At 63.2% G+C, this 23868-nt stretch carries 22 protein-coding genes; 6 read left to right on the top strand and 16 right to left on the bottom strand.

The features are described 5' to 3' along the window. Positions 1 to 120: 120 nt before the first annotated feature. From pdeM to CWB41_RS01290, 10 genes are all read right to left on the bottom strand, one after another. The gene (pdeM, locus tag CWB41_RS01335; RefSeq protein ID WP_115835772.1) at positions 121 to 822 is read right to left on the bottom strand and encodes a ligase-associated DNA damage response endonuclease PdeM; all 702 of its coding nucleotides are present in this window, start codon (positions 820 to 822) and stop codon (positions 121 to 123) included. A 109-nt stretch (positions 823 to 931) separates the two neighbouring features. Continuing rightward, complete coding sequence (locus tag CWB41_RS01330; RefSeq protein ID WP_115835773.1) at positions 932 to 3457, bottom strand: ligase-associated DNA damage response DEXH box helicase; 2526 nt, start codon at positions 3455 to 3457, stop codon at positions 932 to 934. Next, positions 3457 to 5109, bottom strand: a complete 1653-nt coding sequence (locus CWB41_RS01325) for a long-chain-fatty-acid--CoA ligase (protein ID WP_115835774.1) — start codon at positions 5107 to 5109, stop codon at positions 3457 to 3459. Before CWB41_RS01325 ends, CWB41_RS01330 begins: the two co-directional genes overlap by 1 nt. Before the next feature lie 65 nt (positions 5110 to 5174). Continuing rightward, positions 5175 to 5639, bottom strand: coding sequence for a PTS IIA-like nitrogen regulatory protein PtsN (gene ptsN, locus CWB41_RS01320; RefSeq protein ID WP_115836345.1), 465 nt, complete (start codon positions 5637 to 5639; stop codon positions 5175 to 5177). Positions 5640 to 5753: 114 nt separating this feature from the next. Further along, complete coding sequence (gene hpf / locus CWB41_RS01315; RefSeq protein ID WP_115835775.1) at positions 5754 to 6344, bottom strand: ribosome hibernation-promoting factor, HPF/YfiA family; 591 nt, start codon at positions 6342 to 6344, stop codon at positions 5754 to 5756. Between the two features lie 244 nt (positions 6345 to 6588). Continuing rightward, positions 6589 to 8142: an RNA polymerase factor sigma-54 gene (gene rpoN / locus CWB41_RS01310; RefSeq protein ID WP_115835776.1), complete on the bottom strand. Its 1554-nt coding sequence runs from the start codon at positions 8140 to 8142 to the stop codon at positions 6589 to 6591. Positions 8143 to 8261: 119 nt separating this feature from the next. Further along, the gene (truA, locus tag CWB41_RS01305; protein ID WP_115835777.1) at positions 8262 to 9056 is read right to left on the bottom strand and encodes a tRNA pseudouridine(38-40) synthase TruA; all 795 of its coding nucleotides are present in this window, start codon (positions 9054 to 9056) and stop codon (positions 8262 to 8264) included. Next, positions 9056 to 9979: a methionyl-tRNA formyltransferase gene (gene fmt, locus CWB41_RS01300; RefSeq protein WP_181902959.1), complete on the bottom strand. Its 924-nt coding sequence runs from the start codon at positions 9977 to 9979 to the stop codon at positions 9056 to 9058. The genes truA and fmt overlap by 1 nt, the downstream gene beginning before the upstream one ends. A gap of 20 nt (positions 9980 to 9999) precedes the next feature. Then, a complete protein-coding gene (gene def / locus CWB41_RS01295; RefSeq protein WP_115835779.1) occupies positions 10000 to 10581 on the bottom strand; it encodes a peptide deformylase in 582 nt (193 codons plus the stop codon). Positions 10582 to 10652: 71 nt separating this feature from the next. Further along, positions 10653 to 12002: a methyl-accepting chemotaxis protein gene (locus CWB41_RS01290; RefSeq protein WP_115835780.1), complete on the bottom strand. Its 1350-nt coding sequence runs from the start codon at positions 12000 to 12002 to the stop codon at positions 10653 to 10655. Positions 12003 to 12161: 159 nt separating this feature from the next. Here CWB41_RS01290 and CWB41_RS01285 point away from each other — a divergent pair, with 159 nt between their 5' ends. Continuing rightward, a complete protein-coding gene (locus CWB41_RS01285; RefSeq protein ID WP_115835781.1) occupies positions 12162 to 13340 on the top strand; it encodes a DNA recombination protein RmuC in 1179 nt (392 codons plus the stop codon). A gap of 354 nt (positions 13341 to 13694) precedes the next feature. Here CWB41_RS01285 and CWB41_RS01280 read toward each other — a convergent pair whose 3' ends face one another. Beyond that, complete coding sequence (locus CWB41_RS01280; RefSeq protein ID WP_245411192.1) at positions 13695 to 14963, bottom strand: outer membrane beta-barrel protein; 1269 nt, start codon at positions 14961 to 14963, stop codon at positions 13695 to 13697. A gap of 463 nt (positions 14964 to 15426) precedes the next feature. On the opposite strand from CWB41_RS01280, the gene CWB41_RS01275 reads away from it, so the two are divergent. Next, on the top strand, positions 15427 to 15885 hold the full coding sequence (locus CWB41_RS01275) for a PTS sugar transporter subunit IIA (protein ID WP_115835783.1): 459 nt from the start codon (positions 15427 to 15429) through the stop codon (positions 15883 to 15885). 9 nt (positions 15886 to 15894) lie between these two features. Here the strand turns inward: CWB41_RS01275 and CWB41_RS01270 are convergent, their stop codons facing one another. Continuing rightward, positions 15895 to 16677: a cobalamin-binding protein gene (locus CWB41_RS01270; RefSeq protein WP_115835784.1), complete on the bottom strand. Its 783-nt coding sequence runs from the start codon at positions 16675 to 16677 to the stop codon at positions 15895 to 15897. Between the two features lie 18 nt (positions 16678 to 16695). After that, positions 16696 to 18513 carry a translational GTPase TypA gene (typA, locus tag CWB41_RS01265; RefSeq protein WP_115835785.1) on the bottom strand — a complete coding sequence of 606 codons (1818 nt, stop codon included), beginning with the start codon at positions 18511 to 18513 and terminating at the stop codon, positions 16696 to 16698. A 328-nt stretch (positions 18514 to 18841) separates the two neighbouring features. Here typA and CWB41_RS01260 point away from each other — a divergent pair, with 328 nt between their 5' ends. Then, a complete protein-coding gene (locus CWB41_RS01260; RefSeq protein WP_207206621.1) occupies positions 18842 to 19609 on the top strand; it encodes a TSUP family transporter in 768 nt (255 codons plus the stop codon). Between the two features lie 57 nt (positions 19610 to 19666). Beyond that, complete coding sequence (locus tag CWB41_RS01255) at positions 19667 to 20161, top strand: TOBE domain-containing protein (protein WP_115835787.1); 495 nt, start codon at positions 19667 to 19669, stop codon at positions 20159 to 20161. On the opposite strand, the gene CWB41_RS01250 is transcribed toward CWB41_RS01255, so the two are convergent. Then, the gene (locus CWB41_RS01250; protein ID WP_115835788.1) at positions 20091 to 20495 is read right to left on the bottom strand and encodes a winged helix-turn-helix domain-containing protein; all 405 of its coding nucleotides are present in this window, start codon (positions 20493 to 20495) and stop codon (positions 20091 to 20093) included. The two genes, CWB41_RS01255 and CWB41_RS01250, sit on opposite strands and share 71 nt — an antisense overlap. Positions 20496 to 20675: 180 nt before the next feature. On the opposite strand from CWB41_RS01250, the gene CWB41_RS01245 reads away from it, so the two are divergent. Then, positions 20676 to 20963 carry a hypothetical protein gene (locus CWB41_RS01245; RefSeq protein WP_115835789.1) on the top strand — a complete coding sequence of 96 codons (288 nt, stop codon included), beginning with the start codon at positions 20676 to 20678 and terminating at the stop codon, positions 20961 to 20963. 53 nt (positions 20964 to 21016) lie between these two features. After that, positions 21017 to 21457, top strand: a complete 441-nt coding sequence (locus CWB41_RS01240; protein WP_115836346.1) for a cytidine deaminase — start codon at positions 21017 to 21019, stop codon at positions 21455 to 21457. Between the two features lie 57 nt (positions 21458 to 21514). Here CWB41_RS01240 and CWB41_RS01235 read toward each other — a convergent pair whose 3' ends face one another. Together CWB41_RS01235 and CWB41_RS01230 are read right to left on the bottom strand one after the other, a co-directional pair. Continuing rightward, complete coding sequence (locus tag CWB41_RS01235; RefSeq protein ID WP_245411193.1) at positions 21515 to 22375, bottom strand: C40 family peptidase; 861 nt, start codon at positions 22373 to 22375, stop codon at positions 21515 to 21517. Then, the gene (locus tag CWB41_RS01230) at positions 22372 to 23763 is read right to left on the bottom strand and encodes a leucyl aminopeptidase family protein (protein ID WP_115835790.1); all 1392 of its coding nucleotides are present in this window, start codon (positions 23761 to 23763) and stop codon (positions 22372 to 22374) included. The genes CWB41_RS01235 and CWB41_RS01230 overlap by 4 nt, the downstream gene beginning before the upstream one ends. Between the last annotated feature and the right edge of the window lie 105 nt (positions 23764 to 23868).

Here is a 23868-nt window from a genome sequence, read left to right as displayed (position 1 = left end):
CTCTTCCCCGCCGGAACGCAACTTTCATAGCTAGGATTACGGAGGCGCGCAATTCGTTCGCGTTCCGCAGCAACGCTTGCGCCAGCGGCGGGAAGTCAAAACGCGCGCGGGGATTTTGGGTTAATCCGGCAAGCACTGCCGGTGCGAGATTCGATAGACGCGCTCGCGGCCCATGACATGGGCAATGCGTTCACGGCCGCCGAACAATGGCGCGAAGGCGCGGTCGTGCAGGTTGAGGCCGCCGGCATAGGCGCCGAAGGCGGGAAGAATGCAGCGCGTCCTGTCGCTCAGAAAACAGCGCCGCCGAACGGACCCCGTGCTGCCCACGACGCGCGCGACCGGATGCAGATGGCCGGCGATCTCGAATCCGTCATGCTGCGCGCTGGGCTCGTGGCGAAGGGTGATGCTGCCAATTGCGAGTTCGTCGTGCCGCGCGCCGCCGAGATCCTCGGGCAGGACCGGATCGTGATTGCCGGCGATCCAGATCCAGTGCCGCCCGGCCTGCAATTGCCGGAGCGTGGCGCGGAATTGCCCCGGCAGCCGCTCGCCGCCGTTCACGTCATGGAAGGAATCGCCGAGCGCGACGATGGTGCGCGGCGCATAGCGGGCGATCAACGCGGCGAGTGTGGCGAGCGTCGCGGCCGTGTCGTAAGGCGGCAGAAACACCCGCCGCGCTGCGTAGGCCGATCCCTTTTCGAAATGCAGGTCCGCCACGATCAGCAGTCGCTCTTCCGGCCAATAGAGCGCGCCGAGAGAGTCGGCGACGAAGGCCGCGCTGCCGAGGGCGAGTATGGTGACGGGGTGTTTCACCTGGATATTCATCTCTCTCTGTCGTGCCCGTCATTGCGAGCGAAGCGAAGCAATCCAGAGACTGCAGGACTGGATTGCTTCGCTTCGCTCGCAATGACGCTGGCGACACTAGCCAATCCGGTCACTCTTCCGCCGCTTCCCGCGCCAGCGCAGCCGATGCCTCGGCCAGGATGGCCTCGCGCGCCTCGCCATAGACGGCCTCGCGGCCGATTTCCAGCAGGATCGGCACCGCCAGCGGCGACACGTGATCCAAAGCTTTATGCATGATTCGCCCCCGGACACGCGAGAGCATAGCCGCGATCCGGGGCAGGTCGAGCAGCCCGAGAGCGGCGTCCTGCCGGGTTGCCCGCAGCAGGATGTGATCCGGCTCGTGCCGGCGCAAAACATCGTAGATGAGGTCGGTCGAGACGGTGATCTGGCGTCCGGTCTTCTCGCGGCCGGGAAAATTGCGCTCGATCATCCCCGAAATGATCGCGCAATTGCGGAAGCTGCGCTTCATCAGAGAGGATTCGAGCAGCCAGGCTTCGAGATCGTCGCCCAGCATGTCTTCCGAAAAGAGGCTGGCGAGGCTCACGCGTTTTGCCTTGATCCGCGCCGCGATGTCTTCCGCGCCCCAGACGCCGATCGCATAATCATTGGCGACGAAGCCGAGCGGCTTCAGGCCGGCGCGCTCCATGCGCCGCGTCAGCAACATTCCCAATGTCTGATGCGCCAGCCGCCCCTCGAACGGATAGGCGACGAGGTGGAAACGGTTGCCGCGCGGAAACGTCTCGACCAGCAGATGGCCGGACGGGGGCAGCGCCGAGCGTTGCGCCTGCAGGCCGAGCCATTCGGCGACAGGCTCCGGCAATTCATGCCATTGCTTGGGGTTCGCCACCATATGGCGCACCCGCGCCGCGAGATGCGTCGAGAGCGGAAATTTGCCGCCATCATAGGAGGGGATTTTCGGCGCCTCGGCACGGGCGCGAGAGACAAGCGCCTCATCCTCGACAATGCCCTGCAGGGCGAGGATTTCACCGCCGAAAAGAAAAGTGTCGTTCGGTGCCAGCGTCTCCAGAAAATATTCCTCGATCTGGCCGAGCACACGCCCGCCGCGCCGCAACGGCCCGGTATAGGCCGCGCCGCGCTCGCTCGCGGCACCGCGCACCAGCCGCACCTTCAGCATATCGGCTTCGACGATCGTGCCGACATTCATGCGATAGGTTTGCGCCACGCGGCCGTTGGCGATGCGCCAGGAGCCGTCCTTCTGCTGTTTGATCTTGGCGAAACGTTCATAGGAGGCGAGCGCGTAGCCGCCATGCGCGACGAAGGCGACGGCGGCGTCGAAGTCCTCGCGTATCAGATTGCGATAAGGCTCCGCCGAGGTGACTTCGCGGAAAAGCTCGTCGGCGAAGAACGGCTCGGCGCAGGCCATGCCGAGAATATGCTGGCAAAGCACGTCGAGCGCGCCGCTGCGCGCGATGGCGGTATCTTGCTCGCCGGCATAGGCGGCATCGACCGCCGCGCGGCATTCGAGCACCTCAAAACGATTTGACGGCACGAGGATCGCGCGCGAGGGCTCATCGAGCCGATGATTGGCGCGGCCGATGCGCTGCAACAGCCGGCTGGCGCCCTTCGGCGCGCCGAGGTTGATGACGAGATCGACATCACCCCAGTCGATACCGAGATCGAGGGTCGAGGTGCAAACGACGGCCCTCAAGCGGCCTTCGGCCATGGCCGCTTCGACGCGGCGGCGCTGGCCGACATCGAGCGAGCCGTGATGCAGCGCGATTGGCAATTTCTCCTCGTTGATCCGCCACAGTTCGGCAAAGGCAAATTCGGCCAGCGCGCGCGTGTTGACGAAGACGAGGCTCATATGCGCCTGCTTGATGAGCCCGTAGACCTCCGCGATGGCATGGCGCGTCGTATGGCCCGACCAGGGCAGATGCTCGGTCGTGTCGAGAATCGAAATGTCTGGCTTCGCACCGGGCGGGGCATTGACGAGATGCGCTAGAGCGGGCTGCGAGACGAGCCAGCGGCGCAATTCGTCCGGGTCGCGGACAGTCGCGGAAAGGCCTGTGGTGCGCATCTGCGGCGCGATTGTCCGCAGCCGCGCGAGATCGAGGCTCAGAAGATCGCCGCGCTTCGAGGCCGCGAGCGAGTGCAATTCATCGATCACGACGCGCTTCAGGTTGGCGAAGAAATGGCGCGCGTCGGCGCTGGCGAGCAGAAGCGCGAGTTGCTCGGGTGTCGTCAAGAGAATGTCGGGCGGATCGCGCCGCTGGCGTTGGCGTTTCGACATCGATGTATCGCCGGTGCGCGTCTCGGCGCGGACGGCGAGGTTCATCTCGTTGATCGGTATTTCGAGGTTGCGCGCGACATCGGTCGCGAGCGCCTTCAGCGGCGAGAGATAGAGCGTGTGCAGGCTACGCCGGTTGCGCGGCCGGTCGAGATCGATCAGCGTCGGCAGGAATCCGGCGAGCGTCTTGCCCGCGCCGGTCGGGGCGATCAGCAGCACGTCCTCTCCGGCTTCGGCATGTTTCACCAAGGCGAGCTGATGCGCGCGGGGCGTCCAGCCGCGCCGGGCGAAGAAGGCTTCGAAGCGCGCGGGCAAGAGGAGGCGGTCGTCGTCGTTCGCGGTGCGTGCCTTGGTCCGGCGCCCCGCCATCAGGATGCGGCCGCGCCGGATTTTTCCGCTTCTTCCAAAACCAGATCCTTGCGGCTGATTTTGCCGATATTGGTTTTGGGCAGGCTCGCGCGGATTTCAATCACCCGTGGCAGCGCGATCCGCGATAGATGCTCCGAGAGGAAGCGCAGGAGTTCCCCCGGCGTCGCTTCGGTGTTCGGCATCAAAGTGACGAAGGCCTTCGGCACTTGTCCACGCACGGCGTCCGGCAAGGCGATGGCGACCGCCTCGGCGACGGCAGGGTGCTGCAACAAGGCTTCCTCGATGAGACGCGGATAGATCTTGAAGCCGTTGCAGATGATGATGTCCTTGATCCGGTCGACAAGAAAGAGATCGCCGTCCTTGTCGAGATAGCCGACATCCCCGGTTCGCAGCGCGCCGCCGATGAAGGCTGCTTTCGTCTCCTCCAGATTGCGCCAATAGCCGGCCATGATCTGCGGTCCGCGCAGGCAGACTTCGCCGCGTTCGCCGGCGGGGAGGATTTTCGCCGGTTCGTCGAGCGAGCGGATTTCGACGATCGTGTCCCGTAGCGGCGGCCCGACGGATTCGTTTTTGTATTCCCGATCGAGCGGATTGGCGGCGACGACCGGCGAGGCCTCGGTCAGTCCGTAGCCTTCGACAAGTTTGCATCCGGTGAGGGACTCAAACTGCTGGCGGGTGTCGAGCGGCAGCGGCGCGCCGCCGGAAATGCAATAGCGGATCGAGGAAAGATCGAAATTGCTGTGTGCCGCTTTGTGGCTCAGCGTCGCGAAAAGGCTCGGGACACCGGGAAATAAGGTCGGCTTTTTGCTGGCGATGAACTTCAGTACTTGTACGAGGTCGAAGCTCGGCAGCAGCACGATTTCCGCGCCGAGAGAGATGCAGAAATTCATCCCCGCCGTCATGCCGAAGATATGAAACAGCGGCAGCAGCATCAGCGCGCGCTCGCGCCCCGGCTGCAGGTTCGGCACGCGATCCTTGATCTGCGCGACATTGGCGGTGAGGTTGGCGTGGCTGAGCATGGCGCCCTTCGGCACGCCGGTCGTGCCGCCGGTATATTGCAGCACCGCGAGATCGATCACCGGATTGATCGCGACCGGCGTTATCGGGCTGCGATCGGCGAGGAGGCGCTCGAAGCGGATGTGCCTCGCGTCGCGTGGAATCCTGGCGAGTTCCTTTGCTTTGAACAGACCGAAGAGCAGCCCCTTCAGCGGTGGCAGCGCCGCGCGCAGCGAGCAGACGATGATTTTTTCGAGGCCGCTCGCCTGCGGCACGGCGGCGACCTTGGGATAGATCTTTTCGACATCGAGGGTCACCATGATCGTCGTGCCGGAATCCTCGACCTGCCGGGCGATTTCGCGTGCGACATTGAGAGGGTTGAAGGTCACGACAATGCCGCCGGCTTTCAGCACGGCATAATAGGCGATGACGAAATAGGGTGAATTGGGCAGACAGAGCCCAACCCGCGTACCGTGGATCACGCCGATCTTCTGGAAGCCGCGCGCGGTGCGGTCAACGAGGCGTCCCAGTTCCGCGTAGGTGAGCTTGCGTCCGAAAAAATCGAGGGCGTTTTGGTGGCCAAAGCGCACCACTGCTTCATCCAGCAGGGCTGGCAGGGAGGAGATCGCGAGGGGCTTTTGCGCGGCGCTTGGCATGGCTGCAATCTAGCGCAGGTCCGTTGGGGACACATCCATGCCGTAGGTCCGCGTCGGAAAAAAGCTCAAGCGGCGTTCGAGGCGGGCTCCTGAGTCAGGACCGCATAAAGCGCCGCAGGATCGCGAGTCGCGCGCAATTTGGTAGCGATCGCGATATCGCGCAGAACCCGGGCGACACGCGCCAGCGCCTTCAGATGATCAGCGCCGGCAAGCTCCGGCGCGACGAGCATCAACACGAGATCGACGGGTTCGCCGTCGATGGCGTCGAAGTCCACCGGCTTTTCGAGCCGCGCGAATACCCCGAAGATCCGCAGGCATTTCTTGAGTTTGGCGTGTGGCAGGGCAACGCCGCTGCCTGTGCCGGTCGAGCCCAGCCTCTCGCGCTGCAAAAGCGCGTTGAAGATTTCGCGCGGCGGCAGGCCGGAAATCCGCGCCGCCCGTTCGCTCAACTCTTGCAGGACAAGTTTCTTCGTCCCGGCGCGCAGAGACGGGACGATGGCGTCGGGGGCGATGAGATCCGTGAGCCGCATGGGAAGACTGACTTCCAACTTCCGGACGCTCGATAAAAGAGCCATGTTGTGCACCGCGCAGGGATCCGCTCGGCGAGAGGCCATATGGCCTCTTCCGCGCCTAAGGTCCAGTGTTTAGAGAGATGACGCTTTCGCTGACGGGGTGGAGAGATCGATCCACCCGATGTTGCCGTCGGTACGCCGATAGACCAGATTGATATGGCGATTGCCGGGATGACGAAAGAACACGACGGACGCATCGCCGATGTCGAGTTTTTCCACCGCGGCTGAAACGGATAGTTCCGCGACATCGCCGATGGCTTCGGCGATCACCACCGGATTGGCTTCGTCCGCCTCGTCCGCTTCGCTGGAGAAGTTGATCGCATGGGGCACAGGAGCCGCCGTTGCGATGGCGGATTCGGCAGGATTGTTCGTGCGCGCGCGGCTGCGATCTTTCTGCCGGCGCAGACGGTTCTCGATGCGGTCCGCGGCTTTGTTGAAGCTCGAATAGGCGTCGGAGGCTTCCGCTTCCGCCTGCAATGTGACACCTGAGTCGAGATGCAAGGTGCAATCGGTGCGGAAGCCGGAGCCTTCCCGTTCGATTGTCACATGACCACCGGTCGGTTCCGCCGCATATTTCAAGACCACGAGGTCGAGCCGTGCGCCGACATAGGTGCGTAACGAATCCCCGATATCGATGTTCTTTCCAGAGACGCGCAATGTCATTGGTTTACCTCCAATCCACTGTCGCTCCAACGCGATCCGCTGTTCACCGGCGGTTGCTTCAGGGTTAGGAGCCTCGCGTCGCGAAGTCAATGGTTTGACGCGACGCCTGCGGTGACAGCGGGGAAAACACGCTTGAGCGGAACCGCGTTTGCACCATGCAAGCTCTACAATCGTGAAAGGATTCAAGCTTTTGTAGAAGAGTTACAGAATCGCGCTGGACAATCTCGCGTGTTACACAATTCAATCAATGCAAGCCGCGCATGCGTCGGCGCTCGACCGACGAGGGGATGCGCAGGCTCTCGCGATATTTGGCGACAGTGCGCCGGGCGATCTCGACATTCGATTTCTTCAACTGTTCCACGATCGCATCATCGGAGAGAATGTCGCTCTCGGATTCATGCTCGATCATCTGCCGGATGCGGAATCGCACCGCTTCCGCTGAATGTGCATCGCCGCCATTGCGCGAGGCGATCGAGGCGGTGAAGAAATATTTCAACTCGAAAAGCCCGCGCGGCGTGGAAATATATTTGTTCGAGGTGACGCGCGAGACAGTGGATTCATGCATGCCGATGGCGTCGGCAATCGCCTTGAGATTGAGCGGGCGCAGATGTTCGACGCCATGCGCGAAGAAAGCATCCTGCTGGCGAACGATTTCGCTGGCCACCTTGAGAATCGTGCGGGCGCGCTGTTCGAGGCTCTTGGTCAGCCAATTGGCCGTCTGCAGACAATTGGAGAGGAAGGAGCGGTCGATATCGCTGGCCTTGGCGCGGGCGACCCGCGTCGCGTAGACCTGATTGACGAGCAGCCGCGGCAGGACCTCGGAATTCAATTCGACATGCCAAGAACCGTCGGGCAAGGCCCGGATGATGACATCGGCGACGACCGGCTGCACGATGCCGCCGCCGAAGGCGCGGCCGGGTTTGGGGTCGAGCCGTTTTATCTCGGCGATCATGTCGGTCACGTCTTCGGCGCTGACGCCGCAGAGCTTGCGCAGGGCGGCGTAATCGCGCTTGGCGACGAGGTCGAGCCGCGCGACGAGCGCCTGCATCGCCGGATCGAAGCGGTCTTTTTCCTTCAACTGGATCGACAGGCATTCGGCGAGATTGCGGGCGCCGACGCCGCTGGGCTCGAAGCTCTGGATGGTGGCGAGAAGCTTTTCTACACGCTCCACCGGCGCACCGAGGCGCAAGGCGACCTCCGCCACGGGCTCCGTGAAATAGCCCGACTCATCGATCGAATCGACGATCGCATGGCCGATCACCCGCTCGATCGGGTCTTTGGTCGCGAGCGTCAATTGCGCGGCGAGATGGTCGCGCAGGCTTAGCTCGGCGGCGACATAGGCTTCGAGATTGGTCGCCTCGCCGCCGTCCGACGCAGGCGAGGGGGCTCCGGACCAGGAGGTCGAGGAGAGCCCCAGCCCTTCGCTGGCGGCTGGATGTTCGGCCGGCGTCGGGGCGCGATCATCCTCGAACGCATTGGAAAGCTCTGTGCCGAGGCTGGCTTCGAGGGCACCGCGGTCGGTGGCGAAGGATTCCGAAGTCCATTCGGTCTCGCCCGCTTCGCTTGAATCGTTTTCGGCGGAGGCGTCGCCATAATCGCCGCCGTCACCTTCAATCGCCGGCTCGTTGTCCGGTGCTTCCTCGGCCCGTTCCAGCAAAGGGTTACGCTCAAGCTCGTCCTGAACGAAGGCGGCGAGTTCCATGTTTGAGAATTGGAGAAGCTTGATCGCCTGAAGAAGCTGCGGCGTCATAACCAGGGACTGGCCCTGGCGAAGGAGGAGTTTGGTGGTTAGCGCCATTACTCTATACACCCCCAACAAGGGAAAACTGCACAACGGCCCGTTTTTTGCTTGTTAGGATCTATAGCACGATTAAAGGGGCTGTCTCCTCCCAAAACCGGCCGAGATATAAATTTTTGTCACTTTGCACCGGTTTCGGAGAAATCTTCTCCGCGGGGCAGACCGCTGCCCGGCTCCGGGTAATCCACCGACAGAAAATACAATCCTGCCGCGGGCGCGACAGTGCCGCAACGGCTGCGGTCGCGTGCCTCCAGAGCCGCGCGCAAATCTTCGCGCGACCATTTCCCGGCTCCGACATGTTCGAGCGAGCCCACCATCGAGCGCACCTGATGGTGCAGGAACGAGCGCGCGCTCGCATAAATTTCGATCACATCTCCTTGCTGGACCACGTCGAGACGCTCGAGCGTGCGCACCGGGCTCGCGGCCTGACAATCGGCATCGCGGAAGGTCGAGAAATCGTGCCGTCCGACCAGCACCTGCGCCGCCTCGTGCATGGCTGCGGCGTCGAGTTTGCGTTTCACCAGCCAGGCGCGGCCCGATTCGAGTGTAAGCGGCGAGCGCCGGTTGACGATCTTGTAGAGATAATGACGCCGGATGGCGGAAAAGCGCGCATCGAATGTGTCGGGAACCGGCTCCGCCCGGACGATGGCGATGCGGCTCGGCCGCAGATGCGCGTTGAGCGCGTCGCGCAAGACGTCCGGCCGCCAGTCGCGCGCGAGGTCGGCGTGCGCGACCTGGCCGACGGCATGGACGCCGGCGTCGGTACGTCCCGCGCCCCGGATCGGCGCCGCGGCGCCGGTGATCGCGGTCAGCGCCGTCTCGATTGCCTCCTGAACGGAGGGGCCGTTCGCCTGCCTCTGCCAGCCGACGAGGCCCGCGCCGTCATATTCGATGGTGAGTTTGTAGCGCGGCATTAATCTGGTTGCCGCAGCAGCGCGCCGCGCGCCAGCCGTGCGCCGCGCAGAAATTCGGCGGCGCTCATCGGTGCGCGGCCAGCGCGCTGCACTTCGAGAAGCCGCAGCGCATCGCGGCCGCAGGCGATGGTCAAGTCGCCGTCGAGAATGGTGCCGGGCACGCCCTGCATCGCGACGGTGTGGCTGCGCAGAACCTTGATGCGTTCAGCGCCCTTGCCGAGATCGACAAAGAAGGCGGCTCCCGGAAACGGCGACAGCCCGCGCACGAGATCGTGCAGAGCGGCTGCATCGCGCGACCAGTCGATCACCGCCTCGGCCTTGCTGATCTTTTCGGCATAGGTGACACCGGTGGTGGGCTGCGGGGTAAAGGTCAATTCATCCTGCGCCAGAAGATCGAGCGTGCGGGCAATCAGATCAGCACCGATCGACGAGAGTTTGTCGTGCAATTCGCCGGCGGTCATCTCCGCGCCGATGGCGACGCGCTCTTCGAGCGCGACGGGCCCGGTATCGAGGGTTTCTTCCATCCGCATCACCGCGACGCCGGTTTCGCGGTCCCCAGCCATGATGGCGCGCTGGATCGGCGCCGCGCCCCGCCAGCGCGGCAGCAGCGAGGCGTGCAGGTTGAGGCAACCCCTAGCCGGCGCGTCGAGAATGGCTTTCGGCAGGATCAGGCCATAGGCGACGACGATCGCGATATCGGCCTTGTGGCTGGCAAAGAGCGCCGCCGCTTCGGGCGTACGCAGACTCGTCGGAGTGAGGATAGGAAGACCCAGTTTCGTCGCGGCGAGCGCCACTGGCGAAGGCAGGGTCTCAAGCCCGCGCCGGCCGGCCGGCTTTGGGGCGCGCGTATAAACCGCGACGATGTCATGGCCGCGCGCAGCGATCTCGGTCAAAACCGGCACCGAGAAGTCGGGCGTGCCCATGAAGACGATGCGCAAGGCGCTCAGCCTTCCAATCCTGCCTGTCTGGTCTCGGCCTCGTCGTCGTTGTCGTGCCTGGCGTCGGCCGCGCCGCGCTTGGCCGCCTTGCTGAATTTCTTCGAGATCATCTCCCGCTTCAGCCGCGAGATATGGTCGATGAAGAGAACGCCGTTCAGATGGTCGATTTCATGCTGGAGACAGGTGGCGAGTATGCCCTCGGCCTCGATCTCCTGGCGCTTGTTGTCGCGATCGAGATAGCCCACCCGGATCCGTGCCGGGCGCTCGACCTCCTCGTAAATCTCGGGGATCGAGAGGCAGCCCTCGTTGTAGGTCGAAAGCTCTTCCGACGCCCAGAGGATTTCCGGATTGGCGAAGACCAGCGGATTGGCGCTCGCGTCTTCGTCCTGCCGCTTGGCCACATCAAGCACCAGCACGCGCTTGATCTCGCCGATCTGCGTCGCGGCAAGGCCGATGCCCGGCGCGGCGTACATCGTTTCCAGCATGTCGTCCATCAGCGCGCGAATCTCGTCGTCCACGGCGGTGACCGGAGCGGCTTTCTCGCGAAGCCGTTTGTCGGGCAGAATCAGGATCGGTCTCAAGGGCATGGCAGACGTCAAATCCGGGGAACTGGCCCCAGACATAGGCATCAAGAGCCCCCGGGTCAATTTCCGGCCGGTTAGGCCGCCCCGACCATCCGCAGGAAGTCATGCACCTGTTTTGACAGGAGCTCCGACTGGCGGTTGAGCCGGGTGGCGAGTTCGAGCACCTGCTTGGCGGCGGAGTTGGAATTGCCCGCCGCTTCCGTCACGCCGAGAATATTCGTCGCCATCTCATGCGTACCGACCGAGGCCTGCTCGGCGCGGCGGGCGATTTCGCGCGTCGCCGCTTCCTGCTCCGCGACGGCGGTTTCGGCGGCTATGGAGATGGAGCTCACCCGCTGCGTCGTCTTGGCAATGCTGGCTATGAAGGAGGCGACGTGCTCGGTCGCATCCTGGATGCCCGCGACCTGCGCATTGATCTCAGCGGTCGCCTTGGAAGTCGCGAGCGCCAGATTCTTCACCTCCTGAGCGACGATGGCGAAACCGCGGCCGGCTTCGCCGGCGCGTGCCGCCTCGATCGTCGCGTTGAGCGCCAGCATATTGGTCTGCGCGGCGATGTTGCTGATGAGCACGACGCTGCCGCCGATTCGCTCTGCCGCTCCGGAGAGGCTGCGCACGGCTTCCTGCGTCTGGTCGGCCGCCCCGGCGGCATGGCCCGCGACCTGATTCGATTCATGGACACGGGCGCTGACTTCGCCGATCGCCTGCGAAAGATAATGTGTCGCGCTGGCGACGGCTTGAACATTCGTCTCTGCCTCGCGCGAGGCCAGTGCGACAGCCATGGACCGCTCGCTGGTCTCTTCCGCCGATTGGGTCAGCGCGTCCGCCGTATTGCGCAAATCCTCGGCCGCGGTCGTCACGCCCGAGACGATCCCGCCGATCGCGTGCTCGAAGGATTTCGCCAGATGATTGAGGGTGCGCAGCCGCTCGTCCTGGCCAGCCTGCAGATAGCTGTCCATCGTCATGACGATATCGAGCATCGAGACGCGGAAATAGGCGAGCTGAACCTTCGTGCGCCGGCGCGTCGGAAAGATCTCCAACGGCTTGCGCGGTAGACGCAGCGCGATCGCTTCGAGAACAGAGGCAAATATGAAACTGCGCCCAGCGGTCGAGAGCCGGAAATCGATTCCGAAGTCGTTGCGAAGCCGATAAACGTCGGCAACCGAAGCGTCATATTGCGCGTCGAAACGCCCTTCCATCAGCACGCGCCAGTGGCGCAGATATTTTTCGCGCGCCAGGGCGATGCTGGCAGGATTGCCGACGTAGGAATCACCGCCGAATGATTTCGCCGCGACACGATAGAAGGCATCGAGCGCGGAAGAGAATTCGCGGAAAAGGAAATCGAAGTTCTGACGAATGATCCCGATACATTCGTCGTCGATCGCGTAAATGCGCCTGAGATCGGCGAGGTCAGTTTTCGAGGTCATGATTGTACCCGTTTCGTCGATGGAGAATTTAGGCGAATTTTATTAGCGAGCCGTAACTTAGCGACGAAAAGCCTGGTCGTTGCAGCGAATTGCCGCGCCTTGCCTCTGGAAAATCCGTTCCGCCTATGTTCTCTCGGGGCGAATCTGCTAGAAGGGGATATGGACAGAATTCTCTTCACAATCTTTGCTATCCCGGTGACGGCCTTGAATCTTGCGTTGGGTCTTGCCGGATTCGTGTGCCTGCTGCTGGTCCTCGGCCTTTTGCTCGGTGCAAGCGCGCGACGGCGCGAAGTCACTGTGGCGGCCGGACGCCAAGCTGATCTGCAGGAGAAGATCGCCGAGCTTGCCCGTTCGCATGCGGAGGTCACTGGCAGGTTGCGGAGCATGGGCGAGATTCTCGGCTCGCGTCAGGCCGATCTCGCGCGCATCGTCGCCGAGCAACTCGATTCGGTGGGCACGCGCGTCGGTCGCAGCCTTGAGGATCAGTCGCGTACCGCGAGCGAAAGCCTGGGCAAGCTCAACGAGCGACTTGCGGTGATCGATGCGGCGCAGGCGCGACTTACCGGCCTCACCGAGGAAGTGATCGGCCTAAAAGATATTCTCGCCAATAAGCAGGCGCGCGGGGCTTTCGGCCAAGGGCGGATGGAAGCCATCGTCCGGGACGCTTTGCCGCAGAATGCCTATGAGTTTCAATACACGCTCTCGAATCATTGCCGGCCGGATTGCGTGATCCGCCTGCCGGGCGATGAGCGCGTGATGGTGATCGACGCGAAATTCCCGCTGGAATCTTTCGTCGCCTTGAAGGACGCAGCCGATGCCGAGGCGCGCAAGGTGGCGGCGGCGCGCGTGCGTAGCGATGTCGGCCGGCATATCGCCGATATCAAGGAACGCTATTTCATTTCCGGCGAAACGCAGGATATCGCTGTTCTGTTCGTCCCGTCCGAATCGCTCTACGCCGATCTTGCCGAACATTTCGAAGATGTCGTTCAGAAGGCGCATAAGAATCGGATCGTCATCGTCTCGCCGTCGCTGCTGGTGATGGCCGTGCAAGTCATGCAGGCGCTCGTTCGCGACGCGCGGGTGCGCGAGCAGGCGCATGTGATTCAGATAGAGGTGCGCCGGCTTGTCGAGGACGTCGTGCGGTTGCGGCAGAGGGTCGGCAAGCTCGGCGGCCATTTCGGCCAGGTGCAGGAGGATGTTTCCGGCATTCTGATTTCCGCCGACAAGATCGCCAAGAGCGGCGAGCGCATCGACATGCTCGATTTCGGCAAGCCGGACGCGGGCGCCGAAGCGCAGCGGCCGATCCCGTTCGGGGGCGTCGATAAAGCAGCGGAATGATCGGCCGGCACTGGGAGCCGGAACCTGTCGTTCGGAATGCTTTCCCGAGATTCCGCCCGAGAACCCGGCACAGCTCTCTCACCTGTCATAGCCGCGCCCCAGTCGCACCGATCCGCGCAGCGGCACCGCCACGCCATCGCAATCGTTAAAGCAATATCCCTGCGTGAATGGCCGGGACTAAGCCCAGGCCGTGAGGCCGAGAGGTTTGGGCGTCGCTTCGCGCCGCTATTTCCCTACGATTCATATCGGCGAAGCTCGCCACGGCACGCTGGTGGCGCGAAGCCATCGATCTGCGGCAGCCCAAACAAAAACGCCGGCCCGAAGGCCGGCGTCTGAAAGTCAATCTCTGGGAGATCAGAACTTCAGGATGATGTCGCCGCCGAGAGTGACCTGGCTGGTCTTCAGCGGGATACCATTATAGTTGTAGTCGAACGCCGCGACATTGTTGAGCGTCGTGTCGTAGCGAACTTCCGGCCGGATGATCACGCCCTTGAGCAGCGGAATAGAGGACGGAAGCGTCGGCGTGATGTTCAGGCCGGCCGTGAACTCGAAGTAGGTCGCGGGCACATCCGCGCCGTCGAACGAGTAGCCGAAGCCGTGCTCGGCATTCACGAAGTCGAAGTTGCCCGGGTAGTCGCCGACGTAGGTGACAGGGCCGTCATCACGGAAGACTTCGGCGCGGCCATTGATCTTCAGCCAGTCGATCGGCGTCTGATATGAGGCATAGCCCACCACACCGTAAGTATCGGAGTCGGTGAGGTCGTTCTTCGTATAGTTACCTTCGCCGATGATCGTCAGCTTGTCGGTCGCGGTCCAGGTCACGACGAGATCGTTCTCGTACACGAGAGCCGAGTTCGCCGCCGGATTGAAGCCGACATAAGCATTCTGGTCCCAGGGCCGGCCAGCGCCGTTCTCCGGGCCGATATGGGTCGTGGCCAGCACGGTGACCGCGCCGCCGAAGAGCTTGTTGAGGCCGATACCGCCTTCGAAGGCCGGCGCGTCGTTATTGTCGCCGACATACGGCACAAGCGTCGTCTGCTGGCCGCTGGTGACGCCGGTGTAGATGTCCAACGTCGGGTTGACGTGGGTGATCGCCAAGACGCCGAAGTCTTTGAACGGCTCCGGATAGTTGAAGATATAGGAGTGCGAATAGAACAGGTTGCCGGCCGGGTCGATGACCTCGGCACCCTCAAGCGTCGACCATTCGCCGAGCTTCCAGTCGATACCCGCGGAGGTGAGCCAAGGCGTATGGACCTGCACGTTCGCCTGCAGGACGTCGAATTGCTCGCGAGAATCGAGCCAATATTCGCCTTCACCAAGGTAGTGGGTGAAACGTGCGTCCGAGCCGTATGTGCCTTGCAGTGTGAAGCCGACGTCATAGCCCGTTGCGTTCGGGTCGGTCGGCCGGGAGATCGTCAGGATCGTCGCATTGAGCGTCGGTTCGTTCGCCTTGTCGGTAAACAGGGCGGCGCCGTTCAGGCCGCTCTCCGGGCTATCCGGATTGCCGGTGATGCCGGCGTCGACTTCACCGGTAACAGTCAAAGTCGACCACCAAGACGGCGGCGGTGCAGGCGGAGCTTTGCTCGTCGGCAGATCGGCGGCCGCAGCGACCCCGCCCGTCACGCCGAGTATCGTGCCCGCACAGAGCGCCGATAAAAATGAAGATCTGCGCGAAAAAGCCATTTCTTGTGCCCCCAGTAGGTACCCGTGTTCTAACATGACAAAAGTACACGGCAGCTTCGGGCAAGCAACGGGAGATCGCTGTTTCCGCTTGCTTTTCAGGGGGGCGGTGCTTTCCTGCAACGGATAGTCGGTTCTCGCGCCATGTTGCCTGAGCAATTGGCAGATTTTGAACGGTTCTTAGTCGCGGCGGAGCTCCAGCCAGCCCGAAACTCGAAGCTTTCCGGCGGCGTCAGCGTCTGATTCGCGAATCTATTTGATTCGCGACTCGCGCGGTGATGGCGGTCACACCGCTTTGTGTCTAACGATGGATACTTGAAGACCGGCGCGTAGGCCGGGCGGCAATCAAGCGCTATGGTGGCATCGCGCCGATGGCGTGCCGGAACCTCACTCGGCCAGGTAAGCTATGGAAATTCGCGAATTTCTCGATCTATCCCACATCATCCCGCAGCTCTATTCCACCGACAAGACGCAAGCCCTGCGTGATTTGTCGCGGCGCGCGAGCATCGCGCTGGGAATTCCGCAGGAAACGATTTTCAATGCCATCACGGCGCGGGAAAAACTCGGCTCGACCGGTCTCGGCCAAGGTTTTGCGCTGCCGCATGCGCGAATCGAAGGGCTCGATCGCTTCTTTGGCCTTTTCGCGCGGCTCGGCCGGCCGATTCCCTTCGAGGCGGCGGATGAAAAGCCGGTGGATCTGATCTTCTTCCTGCTGATACCGGCGAGTTCAGTCGTCAATTACGTCACCGTCCTCGCTTCGATCGCGCGGCGAATCCGCGACCAGGACATCGCCAAGCGGCTGCGTCAGACAGACGACCCCGCCGTTCTCCACGCCCTTCTGACGAGTGGTCCCGAGGAAGTTTAAGCCGAAGCTTCAGGCGCGCCCCAGCGCCGCGACGATGGCATCCAGCCCATCGGTCAGCGCGGCGGGGCCGGGCTGGAGAATCAGCGGCGATTTGATTTCGACGATCCGGCCGTTGCGCACCGCCGGGATGTCGGCGAAGCCGGGCCGCATCTTGATCTTCTCGGGCACGACCTTCTTGCCGCACCAGGACGCGAGGATAATGTCCGGCGCGGCCTCGGCGACGGCTTGCGGGGTGACGATCCGGTCCGAAGCTGCCGCCCGCGTGCTTAGGCCCGCGAAAACATCCACGCCGCCAGCGATTTCGATCAATTCCGACACCCAGCCGATGGCGGAAATCATCGGCGCGTCCCATTCCTCGAAATAGACGCGGGGCTTTTCCCGCCCTTGCGCAGCGGCGGCGACATCGACGAGCCGCTGGCGCAGGCTTTCGGCCAGCGCCACGGCTTTGTCCGCCGCGCCGACCAGCGCGCCGAGCGTGCGGATCATCGCCAGAATCCCGGCAATGTCGCGCTGGTTGAAGACGTGGACAGCCACGCCTACCGCGATCAATTCGGCGGCGATCCCGGCTTGCAGGTCCGAGAAGCAGAGAACGAGGTCGGGCTTGAGCGCCAGGATTTTCGGAATATCGGCGGAGGTGAAGGCCGAGACCCGCGGCTTCTCCCGGCGCACGCGGGCCGGGCGCACCGCATAGCCGGAAACGCCGACGATGCGATCTTCCTCGCCGAGCAGATAGAGCGTCTCGACCGTTTCCTCGGTGAGGCAGACGAGGCGCTCGGGCGGGAAGCTCCGCACTGGGCGGGCTGGAGGCGCCTAGGCGCTTTCCTTCGCCCGCACGGCGCGCTTGCGGTCGGTCGGGTCGAGGATCGCCTTGCGCAAGCGAATCGACTTCGGCGTCACTTCGACCAGCTCGTCGTCCTGGATATAGGCCAAAGCGCGTTCAAGCGTCATCTGAATCGGCGGGGTAAGCTTCACCGCCTCATCCTTCGAATGGGTGCGGATATTGGTGAGCTGCTTGCCCTTCATGACGTTGATTTCGAGATCGTTGTCGCGCGAATGCTCGCCAACGATCATGCCGCGATAGACCTTCCAGCCGGGCTCGATCATCATCGGGCCGCGATCTTCCAGTTTCCACATGGCGTAGGCGACGGATTCGCCCTGGTCGTTGGAGACGAGCACGCCATTGCGGCGCCCCATGAGTTCGCCCTTCCAAGGCGCATATTCATGGAAGAGGCGGTTCATGATGGCCGTGCCCTTGGTATCCGTCAAAAGTTCGCCCTGGTAGCCGATAAGGCCGCGCGTCGGTGCGTAAAAGACCAGCCGCAGACGGTTGCCGCCCGACGGCCGCATCTCGATCATCTCGGCCTTGCGCTCCGACATTTTCTGAACGACGACGCCGGAATGCTCTTCATCGACGTCGATGACGACCTCTTCTATCGGCTCGAGCAGATCGCCTCTTTCGTCCCTTTGAAAGACCACCTTCGGACGCGAGACGCCAAGCTCAAAGCCTTCGCGGCGCATGTTCTCGATCAGGATTGCCAACTGCAATTCGCCGCGTCCCGAGACGATGAAGGAATCCGTGCCGGGCGAATCTTCGACCTTCAAGGCGACATTGCCTTCGGCTTCCTTATAGAGACGCTCGCGGATGACGCGGCTCGTGACCTTGGCGCCTTCTGTGCCGGCCAGCGGCGAGTCGTTCACCATAAAGGTCATCGACAGGGTCGGCGGATCGATCGGCTGCGCCTGCAAGGGCTCAGTGATCTCGGGCGCGCAGAGCGTATCGGCGACGTTGAATTTCTCGAGACCCGCGATGGCGACGATATCGCCGGCTTCGGCTTCCTCGACCGGCACGCGCTCAATGCCCCGGAAGGCGAGAATTTTCGATACCCGGCCCTGTTCGACGACATTGCCTTTGCGGTCGAGCACTTTCACGGCCTGGTTGGGCTTCACGCTACCCGCAAACACGCGGCCGGTGATGATGCGGCCGAGATAGGCATTGGCCTCGATCAAAGTGCCAAGCATGCGGAAACCGCCTTCTTCGATCGTCGGCGGCGGGACATGTTTCAGGACGAGATCGAACAAAGGCGCCATGCCGTCCTGCGGACCGTCGGGGCTATTGGCCATCCAACCTTGCTTCGAGGAGCCGTAGAGGATCGGGAAGTCGAGCTGTTCGTCCGTCGCATCGAGCGCCGCGAAAAGATCGAAGACCTCGTTGACGACTTCCTGGATGCGGGCGTCCGGCCGATCGACCTTGTTGATGGCGACGATCGGCTTCAGGCCGATCTTCAGCGCCTTGCCGACGACGAATTTCGTCTGCGGCATCGGGCCTTCCGAGGCATCGACGAGAACGATGGCGCCATCGACCATGGAGAGGATGCGCTCGACCTCGCCGCCGAAATCGGCGTGGCCAGGCGTGTCAACGATGTTGATGCGCGTGTCCTTCCAGGCAATCGACGTGGCCTTGGCCATGATCGTGATGCCGCGCTCTTTTTCGATGTCGTTCGAATCCATGACCCGCTCCGCCACCTTCTGGTTTTCGCGGAAGGCGCCGGATTGCTGGAGCAGACGGTCAACAAGCGTGGTCTTGCCGTGGTCGACGTGGGCGATAATAGCGATATTGCGCAAGTTCATGAATCAGGTCCGCGTTCAGGGCGAGCGCCGCGCTGCGGCAAGGTCGCGCATGGGTATGACACAGGTGTCTCTACGGGGGCTACAGGTGCACAAAAGGCCGCCTTGTCCCCAACATATGGTGGCGGCCTTTCGCAATTGCAGCATCCCATATACGAATTGAATTGATTTGAAAACCGGGCTCGGGAGCGCGTTCCGTAGAAGTCGCGTGACTTTTCCGATCGGAACATTGCTCCAACGTTTTGAATCGGCGTGATTTTTGTCGGTCAGGCGATTCCATCCGGGCCGAAAATTGCGTTGGGCAGCCCGGTGCGGCGCGGTTGGGGGTTTTGTGGTTAATCCGGAAACGCTGGCCGTTCTGGCGGCCGGGGCGGGCATCGCCGGCTTTGTCGACACATTGGCAGGCGGCGGCGGCCTCATCACCGTGCCGCTGCTTTTGCTGACCGGCCTGCCGCCGCTCCTGGTTCTCGGCACCAATAAGCTTCAGGGGACGTTCGGAACCCTCTCGGCCACGGCGACGCTGCTGATCCGGCGGCAGATATTCTTCGGTCAGATCGAGGCCGGCTTCGCTGCTGCCTTTGCTGGCGGCCTCCTCGGGGCGCTGGCGGCGCGAATCATGGGCGCCGGGATGCTGGATATCCTGATCCCCTTCGTGCTGGCCGGGATTGCGGTCTATTTCCTCTTCGCGCCGACAGCGGCGGAGGTCGGCGGCAAGGTGCGGCTCTCGCGCCCCGCCTATCTTGCCAGCGTGGTTCCGGCGATCGGCTTCTATGACGGGTTTTTCGGCCCCGGCACCGGCTCGTTCTTCGCGCTCGCCGGAGTCGGACTGCGGGGCGAGACCCTACTCAAGGCCACGGCCTTTGCCAAAGTGCTCAATTTCGGCAGCAATCTCGGCGCGCTGGTCCTTTTTCTGCTCGCCGGGAAAGTGGTCTGGGCCTATGGCGCGGTGATGATCCTGGGGCAGATCGTCGGCGCGACCGCCGGCTCGCATGTGATGATCCGCGGCGGTCCGCGGTTGATCCGGCCGCTGATTGTGGTTGTCTGTCTGGCGATGCTCCTGCGCTACCTTTGGCAAAAGGGCTATCTGGTCTGGCTTTGAGCACCGGCATTGACGCCCGCCGGGCGCCGGGCGAATAGTGGGGGCGGAACACGAGCGATGCACATCCTTCCGGCCGATAAAGAGAAATTGACGAGCCCGCCCGCGCTGGAGACGACCGTCTTCGCGCGCATCCTGCGGCACGACCCGGAATTGGCGCTGACCAGCCTGCTGTTCGACGATGGCGAATTGCGCCTGCCGATGGTGAATTATCCGGTCGGCTCCAGCGTGATCGTCAAGATCGACGCGCGCGACGTTTCGATTGCACTATCGCGGCCGATGGATGTTTCGATCACCAACCGTTTGCCCGGGACGATCGACGAGATCGAATATCTGACGTCGCCCTATGTTCGCGCGACGCTCAGCCTGGGCAAGACCCGGGTGCATTCGCTCATCACGCGCGAATCGGTCGTCCGCCTTGCCTTGCAGCCGGGTATCAAGGCTTGGGCGATGATCAAGGCGGTAGCGATCTCCGGACGCGGCGTCAGGCCAGATCGCGCTCCGCAACCGCGCTCCTGGCCTTCGGATCGAAGCTCCAGTCCAGAGACGCGGTAATTTCCTCGAGCGATTTTTTCGAGGCGCTGCCGGCGTGCCGCTCGATTGATTGATAGAGGGCAACGAGCCGTTCGCCGAAAGCGGTGATTTCGGCCCCGCCGCCGCGCCGTCCCGGATAGGTCGCCACGACCGGGCTCTCGAACGTCCGGTTCAACGCGTCGACGCAGAGCCAGCATTTACGATAGGAGAGGCCAAGTGCGCGGCTGGCACCGATGATCGAGCGCTGCGTGCGGATGGCATCGATCAGCTCGATCTGCTCGCGTCCAAAAATCCCGCCGTTCGGAAAATTCATCTCTACGGTCACATACGCGACGGGGGAAAGCTGCTTGGCCATGGGTGTGTTCCAAATCTCCCGCCGGGAGGTTACCCCAGGCGAGACGTCACACACAACCTATCAAGCGCCTTTGGCCTTGTCGCCGGGCAACCTTTCCCGCGTTGTGGCCAGCCGGTGCGAAATTGCACAGAAATTCGCCCGCGAAGGCTATCTGGGTTCCCGCGCACGGGAGTTTGCCCATTGGCCATCGAAGCGCTTTACCCCAGCAGACGCCATCCCAACCGCAACAATCCGCTGCTTCGGCGCGAATGCCGCCGGAGCCGTCTGATGGTTGTACTGGCGGTCGCCTTTTGCGCGCTGGTCCTGGCGGCGTTTCGCATTTCACCGAACGAGGCGGCGGCGGAGGGCCGGTCCCTGACCCCGTCCCGGATGGCGACGACCGCGTCGAAGCCTGCGCCGCATATCCGCGTCATCCCGCTTTACAAGATTCCGCCGGAGCAGGGCAGCCTCTTCGCGTATCAATACTAGTTTTCGCCCGCATCCGGGAGGGCTATGTTCGGTGGGAGCACTTGGGAAAGCCGATGACCGCCATCCTGCAAGACGCCGCTCAGAGCGCGTCGCTCGACAGACTCTTCACCGCGGCGCACGCGGCGCGTGAAAATGCCTACGCACCTTACTCGCATTTCGCGGTCGGCGCCGCCGTGCGCACGCCAGACGGCGCGATATTCTCGGGGGCCAATGTGGAGAACGCCGCTTATCCGGCCGGCTGTTGCGCCGAGACGGGCGCTATTGCCGCGATGGTCGCCGCGGGCGGCCGCCAGATTGCCGAGGTTCTTGTCGTCGCGGATTGCGGCGAGGGGATTTGGCCGTGCGGAGCCTGCCGCCAGCGTATTGCCGAATTCGCTACGGAAGATGCCGTCGTCCACAGCGCCGGCCCGGAAGGCGTGCGCCAGAGCATCAAATTCGCCGCGCTTCTGCCACGGGCCTTCGACCGCCAGACGCTTGAGAGCGAATCCGGGTAGAGCGTTTTCGAGCGAAGCGGATACCGGTTCGCGTGAAGAAAACGCGTCAAAATAAATCTAGATCCGCTTGATCGCGGTGATCTCCCCGGCGCCCCTGCGCAGGATACGCGCGCGGGCCTCGGCCAAAGGCTCGAAGCTGACGAGCATATGATGGCCGTTGGCGTGCAGCAGGATTTCCGGATCGCGCATGATGCCGACATGGCCCTTCCAGAAAACGAGATCACCCCGGCGCAAATGTCCGAGCGCTGCATCGACCGGCAGGGCCTCACCCAGTGCCGCCTGCTGCAAATCGGTGTCGCGCGGCGCGGCGAGTCCAGATTCCGCAAGCGCGATTTGGACGAGGCCCGAGCAATCGATCCCCAGGCTCGATTTGCCGCCCCACAAATAAGGGCTGCCGACGAAGCTTTCCGCGACCGCCACGAAGTCCACCGCCCGGCTCGCGAGCGTGTCGAGATGTGCCGCGAAGACGAAGCCGCCGCCCGCGAGCTGCGCGAAATCGCCGCTCTCGCCCGCGACGGCGACGCGCGCGCCACGCGTCAGGGCGCCGGTGATCGGCAGCTTCATGTTCGCGGCGGGATAGATGAAGGTATGGTTGACCGTGACGCGATGCGTCGGCGCGGCCGGCCCTTCGGCAAGAGCATCCCGCGACACGTAGCCGACATAGCCGTCGCTCGCGAGTTGAACCCAGGCCCAGCCCTCGTTTTCATCATAAAGCGTGACGGTTTCGCCGAACAGAACTTGCGTGTCGATCGGCGATTCGAGCGAGGGCGTGCGGCGCAGATCGGCGATTTCGGCGCGCAGATGCATTGGCCGGCCCTCGACGAAACGCAGGGCTGCCACTTGGCCACGCAACTGCGCGGCGGCGAGGTCCGGCCGCGCCGGCGTCAGCCGTGGATCGCGAGTCGGATGGCTTGTCACGGCGCACCCGTCCCGTAGCGGCTTTCGAGCAAATCGAAGATAAGCCGCGCCACCTGCACCTCGGCGCCCTCCGGCCGGCCGGGTTTGGCGCTCGGCGTCCAGGCGTAGATGTCGAAATGCGTCCAGGCCCGGCTCTTCTCGACGAAGCGCTTGAGAAACAGCGCCGCGGTGATCGAGCCGGCGAAGCCGCTTGCCGCATTATTGGTAATATCGGCAATCTTGCTGTCGATCATCTTATCGTAGGGCTGCCAGAGCGGCAGCCGCCAGACGGGATCGTTGGCGGTGGCCGCATGTTCCGCGATCGCCGCCGCAAGCGGCTCGTTTTCAGTGTAGAAGGGCGGCAGGTCCGGGCCGAGTGCCGCGCGCGCCGCCCCGGTCAACGTAGCGAAGTCGAACAGCAACTCCGGGGCGTCTTCATCCGCCAGTGCCAGCGCATCGGCGAGGATCATCCGGCCTTCGGCATCCGTATTGCCGACCTCGACGCTGAGACCTTTGCGGCTCGGGTAGACGTCGCTGGGCCGCATCGCGTCCGCCGAGATCGCGTTCTCGACAATCGGCAGCAGCACGCGCAGCCGCACCGGCAGGCCGCGCGCCATGATCATATGTGCGAGAGCCAGCGCCGTTGCCGCTCCACCCATGTCCTTCTTCATAAGGTACATGCCGCTCGACGGCTTGATGTCGAGGCCACCGGTGTCGAAGCAGACGCCCTTGCCGACGAGCGTGACTTTCGGCGCGTCGTCCGGCCCCCAGGAAAAATCGACGAGCCGTGGCGGCTTCGCCGCGGCGCGGCCGACCGCATGGATAAGCGGGAAATTCTCCTTGAGCAGATCATCGCCAATGGTGACCGCCGCCTCAGTGCCGAATTGCGCGGCGAGTGTCACAGCCGCGGTCTCAAGGGCGTCAGGGTCCATATCGTTGGCCGGCGTATTGATGAGATCGCGCCCGAGCGTCACGCCAGCGGCGAGCGCCTTGATCCGCGCGAGGTCTATCTCACGCGGCGGCACGAGTTGCGGCAGATCGTCCTTTTTCTTCTTGTAACGGTCGAAGCGATAGGCGGTCAGCGCCCAGGCCAGAGCCGCGAGCGCCGTGTCATGCGGCGCGTTGGAGAAGCGATAGACGCCCCCCGGTAATACGCTCGCGAGTTTGCCCGGCAGGAACGGGTCGCGAAAGTGAGCCGGATGACCTTCGAGGCCGAAAAGAACGCCCGCGAATCCGCCATCGGCATCCGGCAGAATCAGGCTGCGGCCCGGCGTTGGCTCGAATTTCGAAGCCGCCGCGAAATGGGCCGCCACGGCGGGCAGGGCCGCTTTGATCTCGGGCCAGGACTGCGGCGTCACGAATGTGATCGGCACCGCATCGGCCGGCGCCGGCCCCTCGAAAAATGGCATCCAGGACTCCTTCTGAGACCGTTCTTTGTACGCGAAGCGAGCTTTGCACGCAGCCTTCCGAAGCGCCGGATTGGCCGATTTAACTGTTTATTAGGGTTAACTTTT

The organism is Methylovirgula ligni, from assembly GCF_004135935.1.
GTDB lineage: Bacteria > Pseudomonadota > Alphaproteobacteria > Rhizobiales > Beijerinckiaceae > Methylovirgula > Methylovirgula ligni.
This window is presented reverse-complemented; position numbering and strand designations above follow the sequence as displayed.

Excerpts from the sequence above, each read along its gene's own strand:
- fmt (WP_181902959.1), bottom strand. The coding sequence starts at position 9,979 with ATGGGCACGCCCGACTTCTCGGTGCCGGTTTTGACCGAGATCGCTGCG.
- CWB41_RS01230 (WP_115835790.1), bottom strand. The coding sequence starts at position 23,763 with ATGCCATTTTTCGAGGGGCCGGCGCCGGCCGATGCGGTGCCGATCACA.
- CWB41_RS01240 (WP_115836346.1), top strand. The coding sequence starts at position 21,017 with ATGACCGCCATCCTGCAAGACGCCGCTCAGAGCGCGTCGCTCGACAGA.
- CWB41_RS01275 (WP_115835783.1), top strand. The coding sequence starts at position 15,427 with ATGGAAATTCGCGAATTTCTCGATCTATCCCACATCATCCCGCAGCTC.
- rpoN (WP_115835776.1), bottom strand. The coding sequence starts at position 8,142 with ATGGCGCTAACCACCAAACTCCTCCTTCGCCAGGGCCAGTCCCTGGTT.
- def (WP_115835779.1), bottom strand. The coding sequence starts at position 10,581 with ATGCCCTTGAGACCGATCCTGATTCTGCCCGACAAACGGCTTCGCGAG.
- pdeM (WP_115835772.1), bottom strand. The coding sequence starts at position 822 with ATGAATATCCAGGTGAAACACCCCGTCACCATACTCGCCCTCGGCAGC.
- typA (WP_115835785.1), bottom strand. The coding sequence starts at position 18,513 with ATGAACTTGCGCAATATCGCTATTATCGCCCACGTCGACCACGGCAAG.
- truA (WP_115835777.1), bottom strand. The coding sequence starts at position 9,056 with ATGCCGCGCTACAAACTCACCATCGAATATGACGGCGCGGGCCTCGTC.
- CWB41_RS01330 (WP_115835773.1), bottom strand. The coding sequence starts at position 3,457 with ATGGCGGGGCGCCGGACCAAGGCACGCACCGCGAACGACGACGACCGC.
- ptsN (WP_115836345.1), bottom strand. The coding sequence starts at position 5,639 with ATGCGGCTCACGGATCTCATCGCCCCCGACGCCATCGTCCCGTCTCTG.
- CWB41_RS01255 (WP_115835787.1), top strand. The coding sequence starts at position 19,667 with ATGCACATCCTTCCGGCCGATAAAGAGAAATTGACGAGCCCGCCCGCG.
- CWB41_RS01290 (WP_115835780.1), bottom strand. The coding sequence starts at position 12,002 with ATGACCTCGAAAACTGACCTCGCCGATCTCAGGCGCATTTACGCGATC.
- hpf (WP_115835775.1), bottom strand. The coding sequence starts at position 6,344 with ATGACATTGCGCGTCTCTGGAAAGAACATCGATATCGGGGATTCGTTA.
- CWB41_RS01250 (WP_115835788.1), bottom strand. The coding sequence starts at position 20,495 with ATGGCCAAGCAGCTTTCCCCCGTCGCGTATGTGACCGTAGAGATGAAT.
- CWB41_RS01325 (WP_115835774.1), bottom strand. The coding sequence starts at position 5,109 with ATGCCAAGCGCCGCGCAAAAGCCCCTCGCGATCTCCTCCCTGCCAGCC.
- CWB41_RS01285 (WP_115835781.1), top strand. The coding sequence starts at position 12,162 with ATGGACAGAATTCTCTTCACAATCTTTGCTATCCCGGTGACGGCCTTG.